Here is a 14,461-nt window from a genome sequence, read left to right as displayed (position 1 = left end):
AAAACGGGTTCCGCCTGCCGGTCCGTATCGGCCGGGATCAGGGCGCTTTTGCGGCGGGTACCCCCAGGAAGGAATCATACAATAGCCCCGCCACCCCAGCAACGATCGCCACGTCTGCGAGGTTAAACACATACCAGTTATAGGTATTTCCGCCGATCTCGATGTGGAACAGCGCGAAATCGACCACCGCGCCATAGGCCAGGCGGTCGATGCCGTTGCCGATCGCCCCGCCGATGATCAGGCCCAGCGCAACCGTGGCAAGCCGGGTATGCGAACGGGCCATCCAGATCGCCAGCGCGACCACGGCGAGGGCCTTGACCGCCATCAGCGCGAGTTGCGCCGCCTGGCTGTCGTTCTGGAGCCAGCCGAAGCTGATGCCGATATTCCAGGCCAGCACCAGGTCGAAGAACGGTGTCACCTTGACGACGCCGCGGCGGGCGAGGTCGAACCCGTTCAGCAGCCAGAGCTTCGAGGCCTGGTCGGCCACGAGCGTGACAATAGCCGCGAGGATGCCGGCGCCAAGCGGGGGCATGCCGGGGATCAGACCGCCACGCCCAACGCCTTCCATTCGCGCAACGCCTTGGCGTCGCGCGGGGTGACGTCGGGGTATTCGGCGTCTTCGCCGACCGTCGGGGAGATCTTCCAGGAGCGGGCGCACTTGGTGCCGACCGCCTTCTCCACCACGACGGCGACGCCGGCCACCGCATCGAGACGGAACGCACCCGCCGGCGCCTCGCCCTCACGCACCTCGTAGTTCGAGGTGATGCAGACTTCAGCCAGGTCGATGTCGAACAAGGTTGCCAGCATCTCGCGGTCGGCGACATAGATCACCGGCGAGGCCTCCAGCGACGAGCCGATGTTCTTGGCGGCGCGTTCGAGCTCGAGCGCGCCGGTGACGACGCGGCGGACGTTGCGGATCGTCTCCCATTTCGCGGCGAGCTTGTCGTCGCGGAATTCTTCGAGATCGGTCGGGAACAGCGTCAGATGCACCGACGGTTCGGCGCCGGGGCGGTACATGCGCCAGGCTTCCTCCGCGGTGAAGCTGAGGATCGGCGCCAGCCATTTCAGGACCGAGATGCAGAGCAGGTCGATCGTCGTCAGCGCCGCCTTGCGCGTCAGCGAGGACGGCGGATCGCAATACAGCGTGTCCTTGCGGATATCGAAATAGAACGCCGAGAGCTCGCTGTTGAGGAAGGCGGAGAGCGTCGCGACCACGGTCTTGTAGTCGAACTCCCGATAGGCCTTGCCGATAGCGGCGGCGCGCATTGCGAGCTCGTGCAGCATCAGCCGTTCGAGTTCCGGCATCTCGGCGGGCGCGACCGCCTCGGCCGGCTTGTAATGATGCAGCGTGCCGAGCATCCAGCGCACGGTGTTGCGCAGCTTGCGGTAGGTCTCGACCGTGTTCTTCAGGATCTCGGGACCGATGCGCTGGTCGTCGGTGTAGTCGCAGGACGCGACCCAGAGCCGGAGGATGTCGGCACCGGATTCCTTGATGACGGCCTGCGGCTCGATGGTGTTGCCGAGCGACTTCGACATCTTGCGGCCGTCCTCGGCCTGGGTGAAGCCGTGGGTCAGCACGATGTCGTAAGGCGCCCGTCCGCGCGTGCCGCAGCTTTCCAGCAGCGAGGAGTGGAACCAGCCGCGATGCTGGTCCGAGCCTTCCAGATACATCACCGTGTCGGTGCCGCCGTCGACCTTGCGCTTGATGCCGGCGAGCCCGGGAAACTGCACGGGGTCCTCGAGCACGAAAGCGTGGGTCGAGCCGGAATCGAACCAGACGTCGAGAATGTCGTCGACCTTCTGCCAATCCTCGCTCGCACGGGACCCGAGGAAGCGCTCGCGCGCGCCTGTCGCGTACCACGCGTCGGCGCCTTCCTTCTCGAAGGCCTCGCCGATGCGCGTGTTCACCGCCTCGTCCTGCAGGATCTCGGCGGAGCCGTCGCCCTTCTCGCGCACGAACACGGCGATCGGCACGCCCCAGGCGCGCTGGCGCGAGATCACCCAGTCGGGCCGGGCCTCGATCATGCCGTTGATGCGGTTTTCGCCCGACGGCGGCACCCATTGCGTCACCGAGATCGCGTGCAGCGCGCGGGCGCGCAGCGTGTCGCCGCTCTTCGCCTTGCCGCCCTGCGCAACGTCCATGGCGCCGGGCTTGCCCGGCGCGTCCACGACAGGCTTATCCATTGCGATGAACCATTGCGGCGTATTGCGGAAGATCACCGGCTTCTTGGAGCGCCAGGAGTGTGGATATTGATGCTTCAGCCGGCCGCGCGCGAGCAGCATGCCTCTTTCGACGAGCGCCTTGATCACGGCCTCGTTGGCATCGCCCTTCTCGCCCTTGTCGGTGATGACGCGCTTGCCGGCAAAGCCCGGCGCATGATCGGTGTAGGCGCCGTTCTCGTCGACGGTATAGGGGATCGCCGTGTTGATGCCGCGCGCATCGAGATCGCGCGCCTGCGCCATCCAGGCATCGAAGTCCTCGCGGCCATGGCCGGGCGCGGTGTGCACGAAGCCGGTGCCGGTGTCATCGGTGACGTGGTCGCCGGGCAATAGCGGCACGATAAAGTCGTAGCCGCCGGCGAGGCCCTTGAGCGGATGGGCGCATTCGATCGCGTCCATGGTGTCGCCGGGGACGTCGCGCACTTTCTCATAGGCTGTCACGCGCGCCTGCTTGAAGACCTCGTCAGCCAGCGCGTCGGCCAGGATCAGGAGATCGCCGGTCTTGGCCCAATTGTCGGCGGGCGCGTCCGTCACCTTGTACAGGCCGTAGGCGATCTTCGGCGAAAACGAGATGGCGCGGTTGCCGGGCAGCGTCCAGGGCGTGGTGGTCCAGATCACGACGCTTGCTGAGGCGAGTGCACCGTGCGCGGGCGAGGTGACCGGGAATTTTACCCACACCGTATCGGAGGTGTGATCCTCGTACTCGACCTCGGCTTCGGCCAGCGCCGTCTTCTCCACCACGCTCCACATCACCGGCTTGGAGCCGCGATAGAGCGTGCCATTGGCGGCAAACTTCATCAGTTCGCGCGCGATCTGGGCTTCGGCCGGATAGCTCATGGTGGCGTAGGGATGATCCCAGTCGCCGATGACGCCGAGGCGCTTGAACTCCTCGCGTTGCACGCCGAGCCAATGCGTGGCGTAGGCACGGCACTCCCGGCGGAAGTCGATCATCGCGGCACTGTCGCGGAAGTCGGGCTTCTGCTTGCCCTTCTTGCGATAGTGCTCTTCCTCGACCTTCCACTCGATCGGCAGGCCGTGGCAGTCCCAGCCGGGCACGTAGTTGGAATCGAAGCCGAGCATCTGCTGGCTCTTGGTGACGAGATCCTTGAGGATCTTGTTCAGCGCCGTGCCGATATGGATGTTGCCGTTGGCATAGGGCGGGCCGTCATGCAGCACGAACTTGGCGCGGCCCTTCGCGCTCTCACGCAGCTTCTCGTAGAGGCCGATATCGTACCAGCGCTTGAGGATCTCCGGCTCGCGCTGTGGCAGGCCGGCGCGCATCGGGAATTCGGTCTGCGGCAGGAACAGGGTCTTCGAATAGTCTTTCGCTTCAGACTTTTGGGACTTTTGCGGCTTTTCGGACATGAGGCTGACTGGCTCGGAATGGCGCGGGAACGGATGGCGATGCGGAATCGCGGGGGTGAAACGACCAAAATCCCGGTCTTGCGCCGAGCCCTTGGGCTCAGGCGGAAGCCGGGCCGCTAATCCCTATGATGCGCCGCGCAAACATGGGCTCTCCATAGCAGGGGGCCAAGGGAAGCGCAAAGGTTCGGGGGAGGCCGGTTTCAGGCCTCAATCGAGGGCGCCGAGCCGCGGAAACGCGTCCGGGGCGGCGGCCAGGATGGCGCGGGCACGGGCGGAATCGTCGTCCATCTGCCGGATCAGGGCTTCGATGCCCTCGAATTTCAGCTCCTCGCGGATGAAGCCGATGAAGGCGCAGTCCAGCGCCTGCCCGTAGAGGTCGCCCTTGAAGTCGAACAGGAAGATTTCCAAGAGCGGGGCACCGTTATCGAAGGTCGGGCGGCGCCCGAAGCTTGCCACCCCGTCCAGCCGCTCGGCGCCACGGCCGACCCGCACCGCATAGATGCCGTGCTTCAGGCCGCAATTGGCGTCCAGGCGAATGTTGGCGGTGGGATAGCCGAGATCGCGGCCGCGCTTCTCGCCGTGAATCACCTCGCCGGTGACGAACCAGGGCGCGCCCAGCATGGCGGTGGCCTCGTCGAGCTGGCCCTCGGCGAGGGCGATGCGGATGGCGCTGGAGGATACCGGCCGCTCATCGATGTCGACATGCGGCTGCACATCGACCTCGATGCCGAGCCGGGGCGCCTCGTTGACCAGCAGGCTCGGCGAGCCGACCCGGCCCTTGCCGAAATGGAAGTCGTAACCCACCGCGATTCCGCTGACGCCGAGCCGGCCGATCAGGTCATGGTGAATGAAATCTTGCGCGGTGGTGCCGGCGCGTGCCTTGTCGAAGGTCATGACCACGGCGCCGGCAAGCCCGGTGCCGGCCAGAAGCCGCAGCTTGGCGTTTTCGTCCGTCAGGCGGAATTGCGGAGTGTTGGGGCTGAAGAACCGCCGTGGATGCGGCTCGAAGGTCAGCGCCAGCGCAGGGCGGCCATGCGCCCGGCCCATTTCCATGGCAGCGGCGATCACGGCGCGGTGACCGAGATGAACCCCGTCGAAATTGCCCATGGCGACCACGGCGCCCCTTGGAACCGCGGAAACCGGCGTGGTGTCGCGGATAACGTTAAAATGCGGGGCCATCAGGGGAATTCTCGAACCGGCGGGACCGGCCGGGACCGTGGCGCGCCCGGCCCGATGAAGTCAAGCGGAAGGGGGGCGGGCCGAATCCCACGCAATTTCGGTTCTTTCGGGGTGCCTCCAATTAACGCGCTGTTTAACGCCTTGGTGCTAGTCCTTGCATCTGGAACAGGCGGGCTCCGGCCCGGCGGGTCCGATCGTAATATTCCTGGGTATGCGTTGGGGGAGTCGAGATGGCGGTTGATTTGTCGATGCCGGTTCTGGTGGTGGATGACTACAGCACCATGATCCGTATCATCAGGAATCTGCTGAAGCAGCTTGGCTTCGAGAACATCGATGATGCCAGCGACGGTTCGGCAGCGCTGAACAAGATGCGCGGCAAGAAGTACGGGCTCGTGATCTCCGACTGGAACATGGAGCCGATGACGGGTTACGACCTCTTGCGCGAAGTGCGCGCGGATCCGAACCTCGCCACCACGCCGTTCATCATGATCACGGCGGAATCCAAGACCGAGAACGTGATCGCGGCCAAGAAGGCCGGCGTGAACAACTACATCGTCAAGCCGTTCAATGCGGCGACGCTAAAGACCAAGATCGAGGCGGTCTTCCCGGACATGGCGAGCGCGTAAGGACGCTGTTCGCCGGACAGCAATTTTCCGTTTGGAACGTCATGCCCGGGCTTGTCCCGGGCATCCACGTTTTTGGCTGCAAAAAAGGAAGACGTGGATGGCCGGGTCAAGCCCGGCCATGACGGTGTCTGGGGCTTAGAGATTCGCCTAAAGCCGACATCCCTTCAAGCCGCAGCTGTCACCACTTCAATAGCCGTCACCACTTCAATTCGCGCATCAGCGCCTTCGGCGGGTGGCCGAACAATTCCATCACCGATGCCGGGTCGAGCTGGTCGAGGCCTTCGAACTCCTCGGCATGGATGCCGCGGGTCACGAACAGGCAGTCGATGCCGAATTCGCGCGCGCCGGTTAAGTCGGTGCGGACGGAATCGCCGATCGCCAGCACCTTTTTCCGGTCGATCGGGTGGCCCTGGCGTTCACCGGCGAGCGCCATGGCGCGCTCGTAGATCGGCCGGTGCGGCTTGCCGTAGAAGATCACTTCGCCGCCGAGTTCGCGATAGAGCTCCGCGATGGCGCCGGCGCAATAGATCAGCCGGTCGCCGCGTTCCACCACGATGTCGGGGTTGGCGCAGATCAGCGTCAGCTTGCGCTCGCGCGCCTTCAGCATCATGCCGCGATAGTCTTCCGCCGTCTCGGTCTCGTCGTCATAGAGGCCGGTGCAGACGATGTAGTCGGCTTCCTCCAGCGGCGCGGTCTTCGCATCGAGGCCGCGATAGATCGAGTTGTCGCGCTCGGGGCCGAGCCAGAACATCTTGCGGCCCGGATGCTCGGCGACATAGAGCCGCGTCAGGTCGCCCGAAGACACGATGGCGTCATAGGTCTCGTCAGCGACGCCGAGCTTGCGCAATTGCCGCTGCACGGAATCGGCCGGCCGCGGTGCATTGGTGATCAGGATCACCGTACCGCCCTGGCTGCGATAGGTGTGCAACGCTTCGCAGGCTTCGGGGAAGGATTCGAGGCCGTTATGGACGACGCCCCAGATGTCGCTGAGCACGACGTCCACACCGCCCACGAGCTCGCGCAGGCTTTCGGCGAAATGCAGCGTGGTCATGAGGCGCGGGGCCGATCAGATGCGGCGCGCCAGCGCCGCGTTGCCGGTGATGCGTTGTGCCGCAGGAGCGGCTGACGTCGCGCCAGATGTCGCGCCTTGGCTGGGGGGAGCGGAGCCATTGGATCCCTGAATGTCCTGCGCCTGGTTCGGCGAGGCCCCGCCGGTAGCAGATGCTCCCTCCGGCCGCAATGGCCGGGGCGGTGCGAACAGGAAGCCCTGGCCGAACCGCACGTCATAATCGAGCAGGTCCACGACCGCGCGTTCGCCTTCGATCCTTTCGGCGATCAGGTCGATGCCGAAACGGCCGAGCAGATCGGAGAGGTCGGACGGATGAATGTCCGAGGTCGAGGCCTGCCTGGGGTCGAGCAGCAGCGTGGCCGGCACCTTGATGAAGCGCACCCCGCGGTCGGCCAGCTCGCGCGGCTCGATGCGCAGATCCGTGACGTGGTCCATCGAGAAGCGGAAGCCGCGCTGGGCGAGCGCTGCGAGATTCTCGGTCTCGGCCGGGCCGAGATTGCGGAAAGTCGATTGCTTGAACTCCAGCACCAGCGAGGGCGCCAGCGCCCGGTTGGCTTCGAGGAAGTCGAGGCATTGTGCGAAGGTGGTGGAATTGCCGAGCGTGGAAGCGGCGACGTTGCAGAACACGCCGACGTCCTTGTTGCGCACCATCAGGCGCCGCAGCACCTGCACACAGCGCAGCATCACCATGTTGTCGATGCGTCCGATCAGCCCGGAAGCCTCCGCGATGCTGATGAACTCCTCGGCTGCGACCAACTGGTCGCGTTCGTCGCGCAGGCGCGTCACCGCCTCGTAGAACCGCACCTTGCGCTGCGGCAACGTCACCATCGGCTGGAGAAAGATGTCGATGCGATTCTCGTCGATGGCGTTGCGCAGCGTCGCCAGCAATTGAGTCTGGTTGCGCCCAGTGGCCGTCTGGATCGGGTTGTTGGTCGGGGCCCGGACCGCCGGCGCCGGTCGCGGCTGCGCCAGTGAAGGCGGAGGTGAAGGTGCTGCGGGAAGCGAGGGAGGGGCAGCTGGCCGCTCCTCGAACGGCGCAACCAGATCGATCGGCGCCTCCGGCTCGGATCCGGCGACCGGGGCGGGAGCCGGCGCGGTGCCGGCCAGCATGTCCTCATGGGCCGAGACGGTGGTGGCGAGCTGTTTGACCAATCCGCCGAGCTCGTTGATCTCGCCGACCACCGACTGGATGCGGTCGGAGTTGGTCGAATTGGACGAGACGATGCGTCCCTCGATCGCAGCTAACCGGCGGCCGAACTCGGCCACCTGGCGGGCGAGGTCGGCGGTGCCGCGCGACAGATCGGCGATCTGGCCGCCGACGTCGCTGCGGTCACGCAGCCGCATCGACACGGCGTTGTAGAGGATCAGGAAGGTCAGCGCGGTCAGCGCCACGATCGCGGATTCGGTTCCGCTGATGCCCGCGACGGCGTAGAGGACAAGCCCGAGCGAGGCCGCGACCAGAACCATGCAGATGGCGATGAAGATCGTCGAAATGCGAATCATGCCGCGCGTTACGCCTCAAGAGCTGACTGCCTCACCCGGGAAAACACGGGAGGCTGTACCATCCCGTCACGCCTCATGCTCCCCCGAGCCGCATGACCTTAACATCATTGTTGATTCGAGGGGATAGCGGCCGCGCGCCGGCGCCTTCGGGCCGGCGCGGAGTCAGGATGGCGCGGCGGCGCCGACGGTGTCGGCCGAGACGGCCTCGCGGGTGCCGAGCGGCTTGGGCGGTCCGGTGGTCGTGTCCTTCAGCGTCTGCCGCTCGATCTCCGAATTCAGCTCGGCGCCGAACATGATGACGATCGCCGACATCCACATCCACATCATCAGGCCGATCGCGGCGCCGAGCGAGCCGTAGGTCGCGTTGTAGTTGGCGAATTCCGAGAGATACCAGGACAGCAGCGCCGAGCCGGCGATCCAGAGGAGGGCGGCGGTCACCGCACCGAGGCTCAGCCATTGCCAGCGCGGCGCATCGCGGCTGGGCGCGAAGCGGTAGAGGATCGCGAGCGCCACCAGCAGGATGAGGAACATGAGCGGCCATCGTGCCAGCGCCACGATCAGCTTGCTTTCGGGCGCCATGCCGAGATGATTGAGCGCGAGCGGGAAGGCAACGACAACTCCCACCATCACCAGCAGCGCCACGATGCCGCCGACCGTGAACGCGAGCGACACCATGTTGAGCTTGATGAAGCTGCGCTTCTCGCGCTCCTCATAGGCCACGTTGAGGGCATCGAAGATCGCCTTGACGCCGGCATTGGCGCTCCAGATCGCGAGCAGAAGGCCGAACAGGAAGGTGACACCGAGGGTGGTGCTGCCATGCGACACCACGCGCGCCACCTGGTCCTCGACGATCTGGAACGAGCCCTCGGGCAGCATGGTCGCCAGCGTCTGCAGATTGGCGCTGATCGTCTTGGGATCGGCGAACAGGCCATAGGAGGAGACCAGCGCCGTCACCGCCGGAAAGATCGCGAGCAGCCCGAAGAACACAACGCCGCCTGCCGTGGCCAGCAGGCGATCCTCGTCGACGCGCTGATAGGTGCGCCAGAAGATGTCCTTCCAGCCGGCCCACGGGATTGAGAACGGGCTCTTCGCATGACGGCCGTGGCCGGGCTGCACGGCGGCGCGCGCCGGGTGTGTTTCCGGTGAATTCGCCTCGCCTTTGCGGTGGTCCTGCGGTGGCCCCGACCCGACCAGGCCAGCGTCCTGAAAGTAGCGCTCCGCCGTCAGCACGAAGACGGCCGTCGCCGCCATCAGCAGCCAGGAGTCGATCTGTTCGGAGCGCCGCACCAGCATTTACGCGTCCAATCTGTGGGTGTGACGCCTGCGGCGCGCCGCCGTGTACCCAGCAAGTCCGATCGCCGCGAGCATCAGGCCAAGCTGCACGGGCCGGTTGGTGCGCGCCGGCCAGGCTCTTGCGCCATGGCGGCGCTCGCCCGGCGCGAGCGGCACAAGGGGAATCGTGGTCGCGACCTCTTTAACGGCCTCCTTGACCGTTCCGCGCGGAATCCGCGGGGTCGCGATCGCAACGCGCAACCGGCTGGCCAGTGGCACGATCGGCTTGGACTTGCGCTTCATCTGCGCCATTGCCACGCCAGCGCAGACTGCCGCCAGCACCAGCAGCACTCCGGCGACGACACCGAAGCCCCAGAACTGCCCGTAGGTCATGCCGACCCAGCGGTACAGGGCGATCAGCCCGACGAAGAATGCAGCCACAACGAACAGGCCTGCGACCGCGAACAGCCCGCCGGCCACCGCGTAAGACGTCACCTTGCCGGTTGCCTGGCTGGTCTGGTCACGCAGATAGGATTGAGCGGCGCGTTTGACGTGGTTGAGCTTCAGCGCCATGCCGGCGCGCAGCAATTCGCCCGATGGCGCGAGCATGCGGACATCCTCCGAGAGCGAGAAAATTCGTTCGGGGGATGAACGTGGCGGTATTTGACTTGTTCCGACGGAGCTCCATCCGTCGTGATGAATCAGCCGAGATCGGCGGCCGCGATCCAGAACACCTCGCCCTCGGAATCCTCGGTGTCGAGCCAGAGCAGCGGCAGTTCCGGAAAGGCCTCGTCGACCAATTCCCGGCCGCGGCCGATCTCGCAGATCAGCCCGCCATCTCGTGTCAGGTGATCGGGCGCCTCGCGCAGGATCCGGCGCACCACATTGAGGCCGTCGGCGCCGCCGTCGAAGGCGAGCTTGGGCTCGGCACGGCATTCCGGCGGTAGCGCGGCCATGCCCTCGGCATCGACGTAAGGCGGATTGGTGATGATCAGATCGTACCTGTTGTCGCCGAGCGGCGCGAACAAGTCGCCGCGATAGAGGCTGATCCGCTCCTCGAGTCCATATTCGCCGACATTGCGGGCGGCAACCTCGAGCGCGCCCTTGGAGATGTCGACGGCGTCGACCATGGCGTTCGGGAAATGATGCGCGGCGAGGATGGCGAGGCATCCCGACCCGGTGCAGAGATCGAGCACGCGCCCGACTTCCGTGGGGTCGTCGATCAGCGAGCCGGCCTCGCCGTCGCTGCCGAAATGCGAATCCAGGAGTTCGCCGATGAAGGAGCGCGGAACGATGACGCGCTCGTCGACATAGAAGGGCAGGCCACGCATGTAGGTCTTGTTGACGAGATAGGCGGCCGGTTTACGCGTGGTGATGCGTCGATGGATCAGATCGAGGATGGTCTTGCCTTCGGCCGCGGTGACGCGGGCGGGGGCAAAGGTTTCGAACTGCTCGGGATCGAGATGCAACGCTTCGCCGACCAGGAAGGCGGCTTCCGCCACCGGGTCGGTCGTGCCGTGCGCAAAAGCGAGCTCGGCTTCGACAAAACGGCTCACGGCATAGCGGACGAAATCGAACAGCGTGACAAGCTCGCCGGATCCCACTTTCGCGAACTTCGGCGCAATGCGGCCGCGCGCGGTCTTTTTTGCAACTCGTGCCATCAGGATTTGGTCCAGCGTGCGGCGGCCGCGTCGTCACGGGCGTGGGCTTCGACCCAGCCGGTGCCGGTGGCGCTCTCTTCCTTCTTCCAGAACGGCGCGCTGGTTTTGAGGTAGTCCATCAGGAACTCGGCCGCCTGGAATGCGGCTTGACGATGCTGCGAGGCCGTCAGCACCAGTACGATGTTCTGGCCCGGCATGAAGCGGCCGACGCGGTGGATCACTGTGACGCCGTTCAGCGGCCAGCGCGATGTGGCCTCGTCGGCATGGCGCCTGATCTCTTCCTCGGCCATGCCGGGATAATGCTCGAGCGTCAGCGCCGCGACCTTCGCGCTGTCGTCGTCGGCGCGGCAGATGCCGGAGAAGCTCACGACCGCACCGATGTCGGTGCGGGTCTCGGTCAGGACCGCGATCTCACGGGCGATATCGAAATCGTCTTCCTGGATGCGGATGGTGACAGGGCAGGTGGTGACAGGGGAGGTCATGGCCTAGCCGCCGGTCATCGGCGGGAAGAACGCGATCTCGCGGGCGCCCGCGATCGCAGCGTCCGATTTGACGTGGGCGTGGTCGATGGCGGCGCGGATCACCTTCGGCTTCTCGAACGCGTAGGCATAGGCCTCGCTTTGGCCGGACAGCCAGGCGATCAGCTCCGCGACGGTGCGCACGGTTGCGGGCGGCTCGATGGTCTCCTCCGCCTTGCCGACGCGCTCGCGTACCCAGGCAAAATACTTCACCTTCATCCCTCGTCCTCCTTGATGAGGTGATGGATGCCGGCGCGGAAATAATCGTAGCCGGTGTAGATGGTCACGATCGCTGAGGCCCACAGCAGCGCGAGGCCTATCATCGAGACCACGGGCACGATCTCGTCGCCGGCAGGTCCCGCGAGCAGAAAGCCGATCGCAACGAGCTGGACCGTGGTCTTCCACTTCGCAAGCTTGGTCACGGGCACGCTGACGCGGAGCGCGGCGAGATATTCGCGCAGGCCCGAGACCAGGATCTCGCGGCACAGGATCACGATGGCGGCCCAGAGCGACCAGCCATGGATGATGCCGTCGGCGGCCAGCATCAAAAGGCAGGAGGCGACCAGCAGCTTGTCGGCGATCGGATCGAGCATCCGGCCGAAGGCCGATTGCTGATTCCAGATTCGCGCATAATAGCCGTCAAGGTAATCGGTGACCGCGGCGGCGATGAATATGGCGACCGCGACCCAGCGCAGCCACAGCGGCTGATCCAGAATCGACTGCGCATAGATGCATCCGACCACGACCGGGATCGCGGCGATCCGGCCATAAGTCAGGAGATTCGGGAGGGACATCGCGCGGCTGGTCGTCCCTCGTGTCGTGGCGATGTTCATCCGTCCTACCAATACCGCTCAAGCCTGAAGGTCAACCGTTCCGCCCCCAGATGGGGTGCGGGATGCGACGACCATATGACCGAGGTCCCCTTTAGTTCATCCCGGCTGGGGATGGAAATACTCGAAAATCCTGCGGGCGCTCTCGGCGCTCACCCCTGGAACCTTGCCGAGATCGGCGATCGAGGCGCGTTCGATCTCCTTCAGGGTCCCGAAATGATGCAGCAAGGCACGTTTGCGCGACGGGCCGATGCCTGGAATCTCCTGCAAGCCGGCCTCGCGGATGTCCTTCTTGCGCAGCTTGCGGTGCGAGCCGATGACGAAGCGGTGGGCCTCGTCGCGCAGGCGCTGGATGAAGTAGAGCACGGGGTCGCGCGGCTCCAGCTTGATGGCCTCGCGTTCCGGCATGAACAGGGTCTCACGGCCGGCATCCCGGTCCGGTCCCTTGGCGACCGACATCAGCGACACCTGGGTCAGCCCGAGATTGGCGAAGATCTCGCGGACGGCGTTGAGCTGGCCGCGGCCGCCGTCGATGATGACGAGGTCGGGCCATTGCGGGAAATCGTCGTCCTTGGCCTTGGTGCCGGCGTCCTCGGGCGAATTGATGAGGCGCTTGAAGCGACGCTCGAGGACCTCGCGCATCATGGCGAAGTCGTCGCCGGGTGTGATCCCTTCCGACTTGATGTTGAACTTGCGGTACTGGTTCTTCACGAAACCATCGGGGCCGGCGACGATCATGGCGCCGACCGCATTGGTGCCCTGGATATGGCTGTTGTCGTAGACCTCGATGCGCTTGGGCGAATGCGGCAGGCTGAGCGTTGCGGCCATGGCGTCGAGCAGACGACTTTGCGTGGCGGTATCCGCGAGCTTGCGGCCGAGCGCCTCGCGCGCATTGGTCAGCGCGTGGGCCACGAGCTCCTTCTTCTCGCCGCGCTTGGGCGCGGCGACCTCGACCTTGTGACCGGCCTTGATCGCCAACGCGTTGGCGAGCAGCTCGCTCTCCTCGATCTCATGCGAGAGCAGGATGTTCCTCGGCGGCGGCTTGTCGTCGTAGAACTGCGCGAGGAAGGAGCCGAGCACCTCTTCCGGGGTGAACGACTTCTCCGCGCGCGGAAAATAGGCGCGGTTGCCCCAGTTCTGGCCGGTGCGGAAGAAGAACACCTCGACGCAGGAGAACCCGCCCTCCTGGTGGATGGCGAACACATCCGCTTCCTCGACCGTGCGCGGATTGATGCCCTGCTGCGACTGGATCGCCGAGAGCGCGGCAAGGCGATCGCGGTAGAGCGCGGCGCGCTCGAACTCGAGCTCATTGGCGGCCTTCTCCATCTCGCCGGCAAGCTCCTGCTTCACCGCATGGCTCTTGCCGGACAGGAAGTCGCTCGCCTCGCGCACCAGCGTCGTATAGCCGCCGAAGTCGATCTCGCGGGTGCAGGGGCCGGCGCAGCGGCGGATCTGGTAGAGCAGGCAGGGCCGGGTGCGGCTCTCGAAGAAGGAATCGGTGCAGGAGCGGATCAGGAACGCGCGCTGCAGCGCCGTGATGGTGCGGTTGACCGCGCCGGCGGAGGCGAACGGACCGAAATAGCGCCCGGGCCGGCTCTGCGCGCCGCGATGTTTCAGGATCTGCGGCGCCCAATGGTCGCCGGTGATCAGGATATAGGGAAACGACTTGTCGTCGCGCAGCTGCACGTTGAAGCGTGGCCGCAGCTGCTTGATGAGGTTGGCTTCCAGCAGCAGCGCTTCGGTCTCGGTGTTGGTCGAGACGATCTCAACCGTCACGGTGGCCGCGATCATGCGCAGGATGCGCGCCGGCTGCGGCGCGCTTTGCCGCGCATAGTTCGACAGGCGCTTTTTGACGTTCTTGGCCTTGCCGACATAGAGCACGTCGGCATTCGCATTGAGCATGCGATAGACGCCGGGCGAGGTCGGGGCGAGGCGGACCGCGCGCTCGATCGCCTCGTGACCGGTCGCAAGCGGTTCTTCGCCGACCGCGCCGCTCTCTTCGAGGATGTCGGGCAGCCGCGCCTCGTCCTCGTCGTCGCCGCCGGTCGTCGCGGGATCGAGGTCGGGCGGCGTGTCGCTCGCGGCAGCCTGGGGCAGTTTGCGCGCGCGGTCGTCAGGATTGTCGGTGGAATCGTGAACCATGGGGCGAATTTAGGCGCTGGGGGTGCCGATTTGAAGTTCCGGCCGTGCGGCACGCACAGGACGGCGGCGCAGTTCC

13 protein-coding genes are annotated in these 14,461 nt (G+C 65.6%); 1 reads left to right on the top strand and 12 read right to left on the bottom strand.

Features of this window, described 5'->3' with window-relative positions; genetic code table 11:
- Nucleotides 1-37 precede the first annotated feature (37 nt).
- From lspA to UNPA324_RS34375, 3 genes are all read right to left on the bottom strand, one after another.
- A complete protein-coding gene (gene lspA / locus UNPA324_RS34385) occupies nucleotides 38-532 on the bottom strand; it encodes a signal peptidase II (RefSeq protein WP_128921732.1) in 495 nt (164 codons plus the stop codon).
- Nucleotides 533-540: 8 nt separating this feature from the next.
- A complete protein-coding gene (gene ileS, locus UNPA324_RS34380) occupies nucleotides 541-3,585 on the bottom strand; it encodes an isoleucine--tRNA ligase (RefSeq protein WP_141938492.1) in 3,045 nt (1,014 codons plus the stop codon).
- 207 nt (nucleotides 3,586-3,792) lie between these two features.
- Complete coding sequence (locus UNPA324_RS34375; protein ID WP_141938490.1) at nucleotides 3,793-4,764, bottom strand: bifunctional riboflavin kinase/FAD synthetase; 972 nt, start codon at nucleotides 4,762-4,764, stop codon at nucleotides 3,793-3,795.
- A 230-nt stretch (nucleotides 4,765-4,994) separates the two neighbouring features.
- Between UNPA324_RS34375 and UNPA324_RS34370 the strand changes: the two genes are divergently transcribed.
- A complete protein-coding gene (locus tag UNPA324_RS34370) occupies nucleotides 4,995-5,390 on the top strand; it encodes a response regulator (RefSeq protein ID WP_008567674.1) in 396 nt (131 codons plus the stop codon).
- 196 nt (nucleotides 5,391-5,586) lie between these two features.
- On the opposite strand, the gene UNPA324_RS34365 is transcribed toward UNPA324_RS34370, so the two are convergent.
- The 9 genes from UNPA324_RS34365 to uvrC all read right to left on the bottom strand — a co-directional run bounded on the left by UNPA324_RS34365 (nucleotide 5,587) and on the right by uvrC (nucleotide 14,385).
- On the bottom strand, nucleotides 5,587-6,441 hold the full coding sequence (locus UNPA324_RS34365) for a TIGR01459 family HAD-type hydrolase (protein WP_128921569.1): 855 nt from the start codon (nucleotides 6,439-6,441) through the stop codon (nucleotides 5,587-5,589).
- A 15-nt stretch (nucleotides 6,442-6,456) separates the two neighbouring features.
- On the bottom strand, nucleotides 6,457-7,962 hold the full coding sequence (locus UNPA324_RS34360) for an EAL domain-containing protein (RefSeq protein ID WP_128921568.1): 1,506 nt from the start codon (nucleotides 7,960-7,962) through the stop codon (nucleotides 6,457-6,459).
- A gap of 162 nt (nucleotides 7,963-8,124) precedes the next feature.
- Nucleotides 8,125-9,255 carry a YihY/virulence factor BrkB family protein gene (locus UNPA324_RS34355; RefSeq protein ID WP_141938488.1) on the bottom strand — a complete coding sequence of 377 codons (1,131 nt, stop codon included), beginning with the start codon at nucleotides 9,253-9,255 and terminating at the stop codon, nucleotides 8,125-8,127.
- Nucleotides 9,256-9,843 (bottom strand): phage holin family protein, encoded by a 588-nt coding sequence (locus UNPA324_RS34350; RefSeq protein WP_128921566.1) that lies wholly within the window; start codon nucleotides 9,841-9,843, stop codon nucleotides 9,256-9,258. It abuts the gene before it with no gap.
- A 92-nt stretch (nucleotides 9,844-9,935) separates the two neighbouring features.
- Nucleotides 9,936-10,895 carry a 50S ribosomal protein L3 N(5)-glutamine methyltransferase gene (gene prmB, locus UNPA324_RS34345; protein WP_141938486.1) on the bottom strand — a complete coding sequence of 320 codons (960 nt, stop codon included), beginning with the start codon at nucleotides 10,893-10,895 and terminating at the stop codon, nucleotides 9,936-9,938.
- Complete coding sequence (locus UNPA324_RS34340) at nucleotides 10,895-11,377, bottom strand: molybdenum cofactor biosynthesis protein MoaE (RefSeq protein WP_128921564.1); 483 nt, start codon at nucleotides 11,375-11,377, stop codon at nucleotides 10,895-10,897. Before UNPA324_RS34340 ends, prmB begins: the two co-directional genes overlap by 1 nt.
- 3 nt (nucleotides 11,378-11,380) lie before the next feature.
- Entirely contained in the window at nucleotides 11,381-11,632 is a 252-nt protein-coding gene (gene moaD, locus UNPA324_RS34335; protein ID WP_128921563.1) for a molybdopterin converting factor subunit 1, read from the bottom strand.
- Nucleotides 11,629-12,246 carry a CDP-diacylglycerol--glycerol-3-phosphate 3-phosphatidyltransferase gene (gene pgsA, locus UNPA324_RS34330; protein WP_128921562.1) on the bottom strand — a complete coding sequence of 206 codons (618 nt, stop codon included), beginning with the start codon at nucleotides 12,244-12,246 and terminating at the stop codon, nucleotides 11,629-11,631. The genes moaD and pgsA overlap by 4 nt, the downstream gene beginning before the upstream one ends.
- Before the next feature lie 96 nt (nucleotides 12,247-12,342).
- A complete protein-coding gene (uvrC, locus tag UNPA324_RS34325) occupies nucleotides 12,343-14,385 on the bottom strand; it encodes an excinuclease ABC subunit UvrC (RefSeq protein ID WP_141938484.1) in 2,043 nt (680 codons plus the stop codon).
- Nucleotides 14,386-14,461: the final 76 nt, after the last annotated feature.

It is taken from the genome of Bradyrhizobium sp. UNPA324 (genome assembly GCF_006658635.1).
Lineage (GTDB): Bacteria > Pseudomonadota > Alphaproteobacteria > Rhizobiales > Xanthobacteraceae > Bradyrhizobium > Bradyrhizobium nanningense.
Note: the sequence above shows the minus strand (reverse complement) of the source record. Positions and strands in the feature narration are given on the sequence as shown.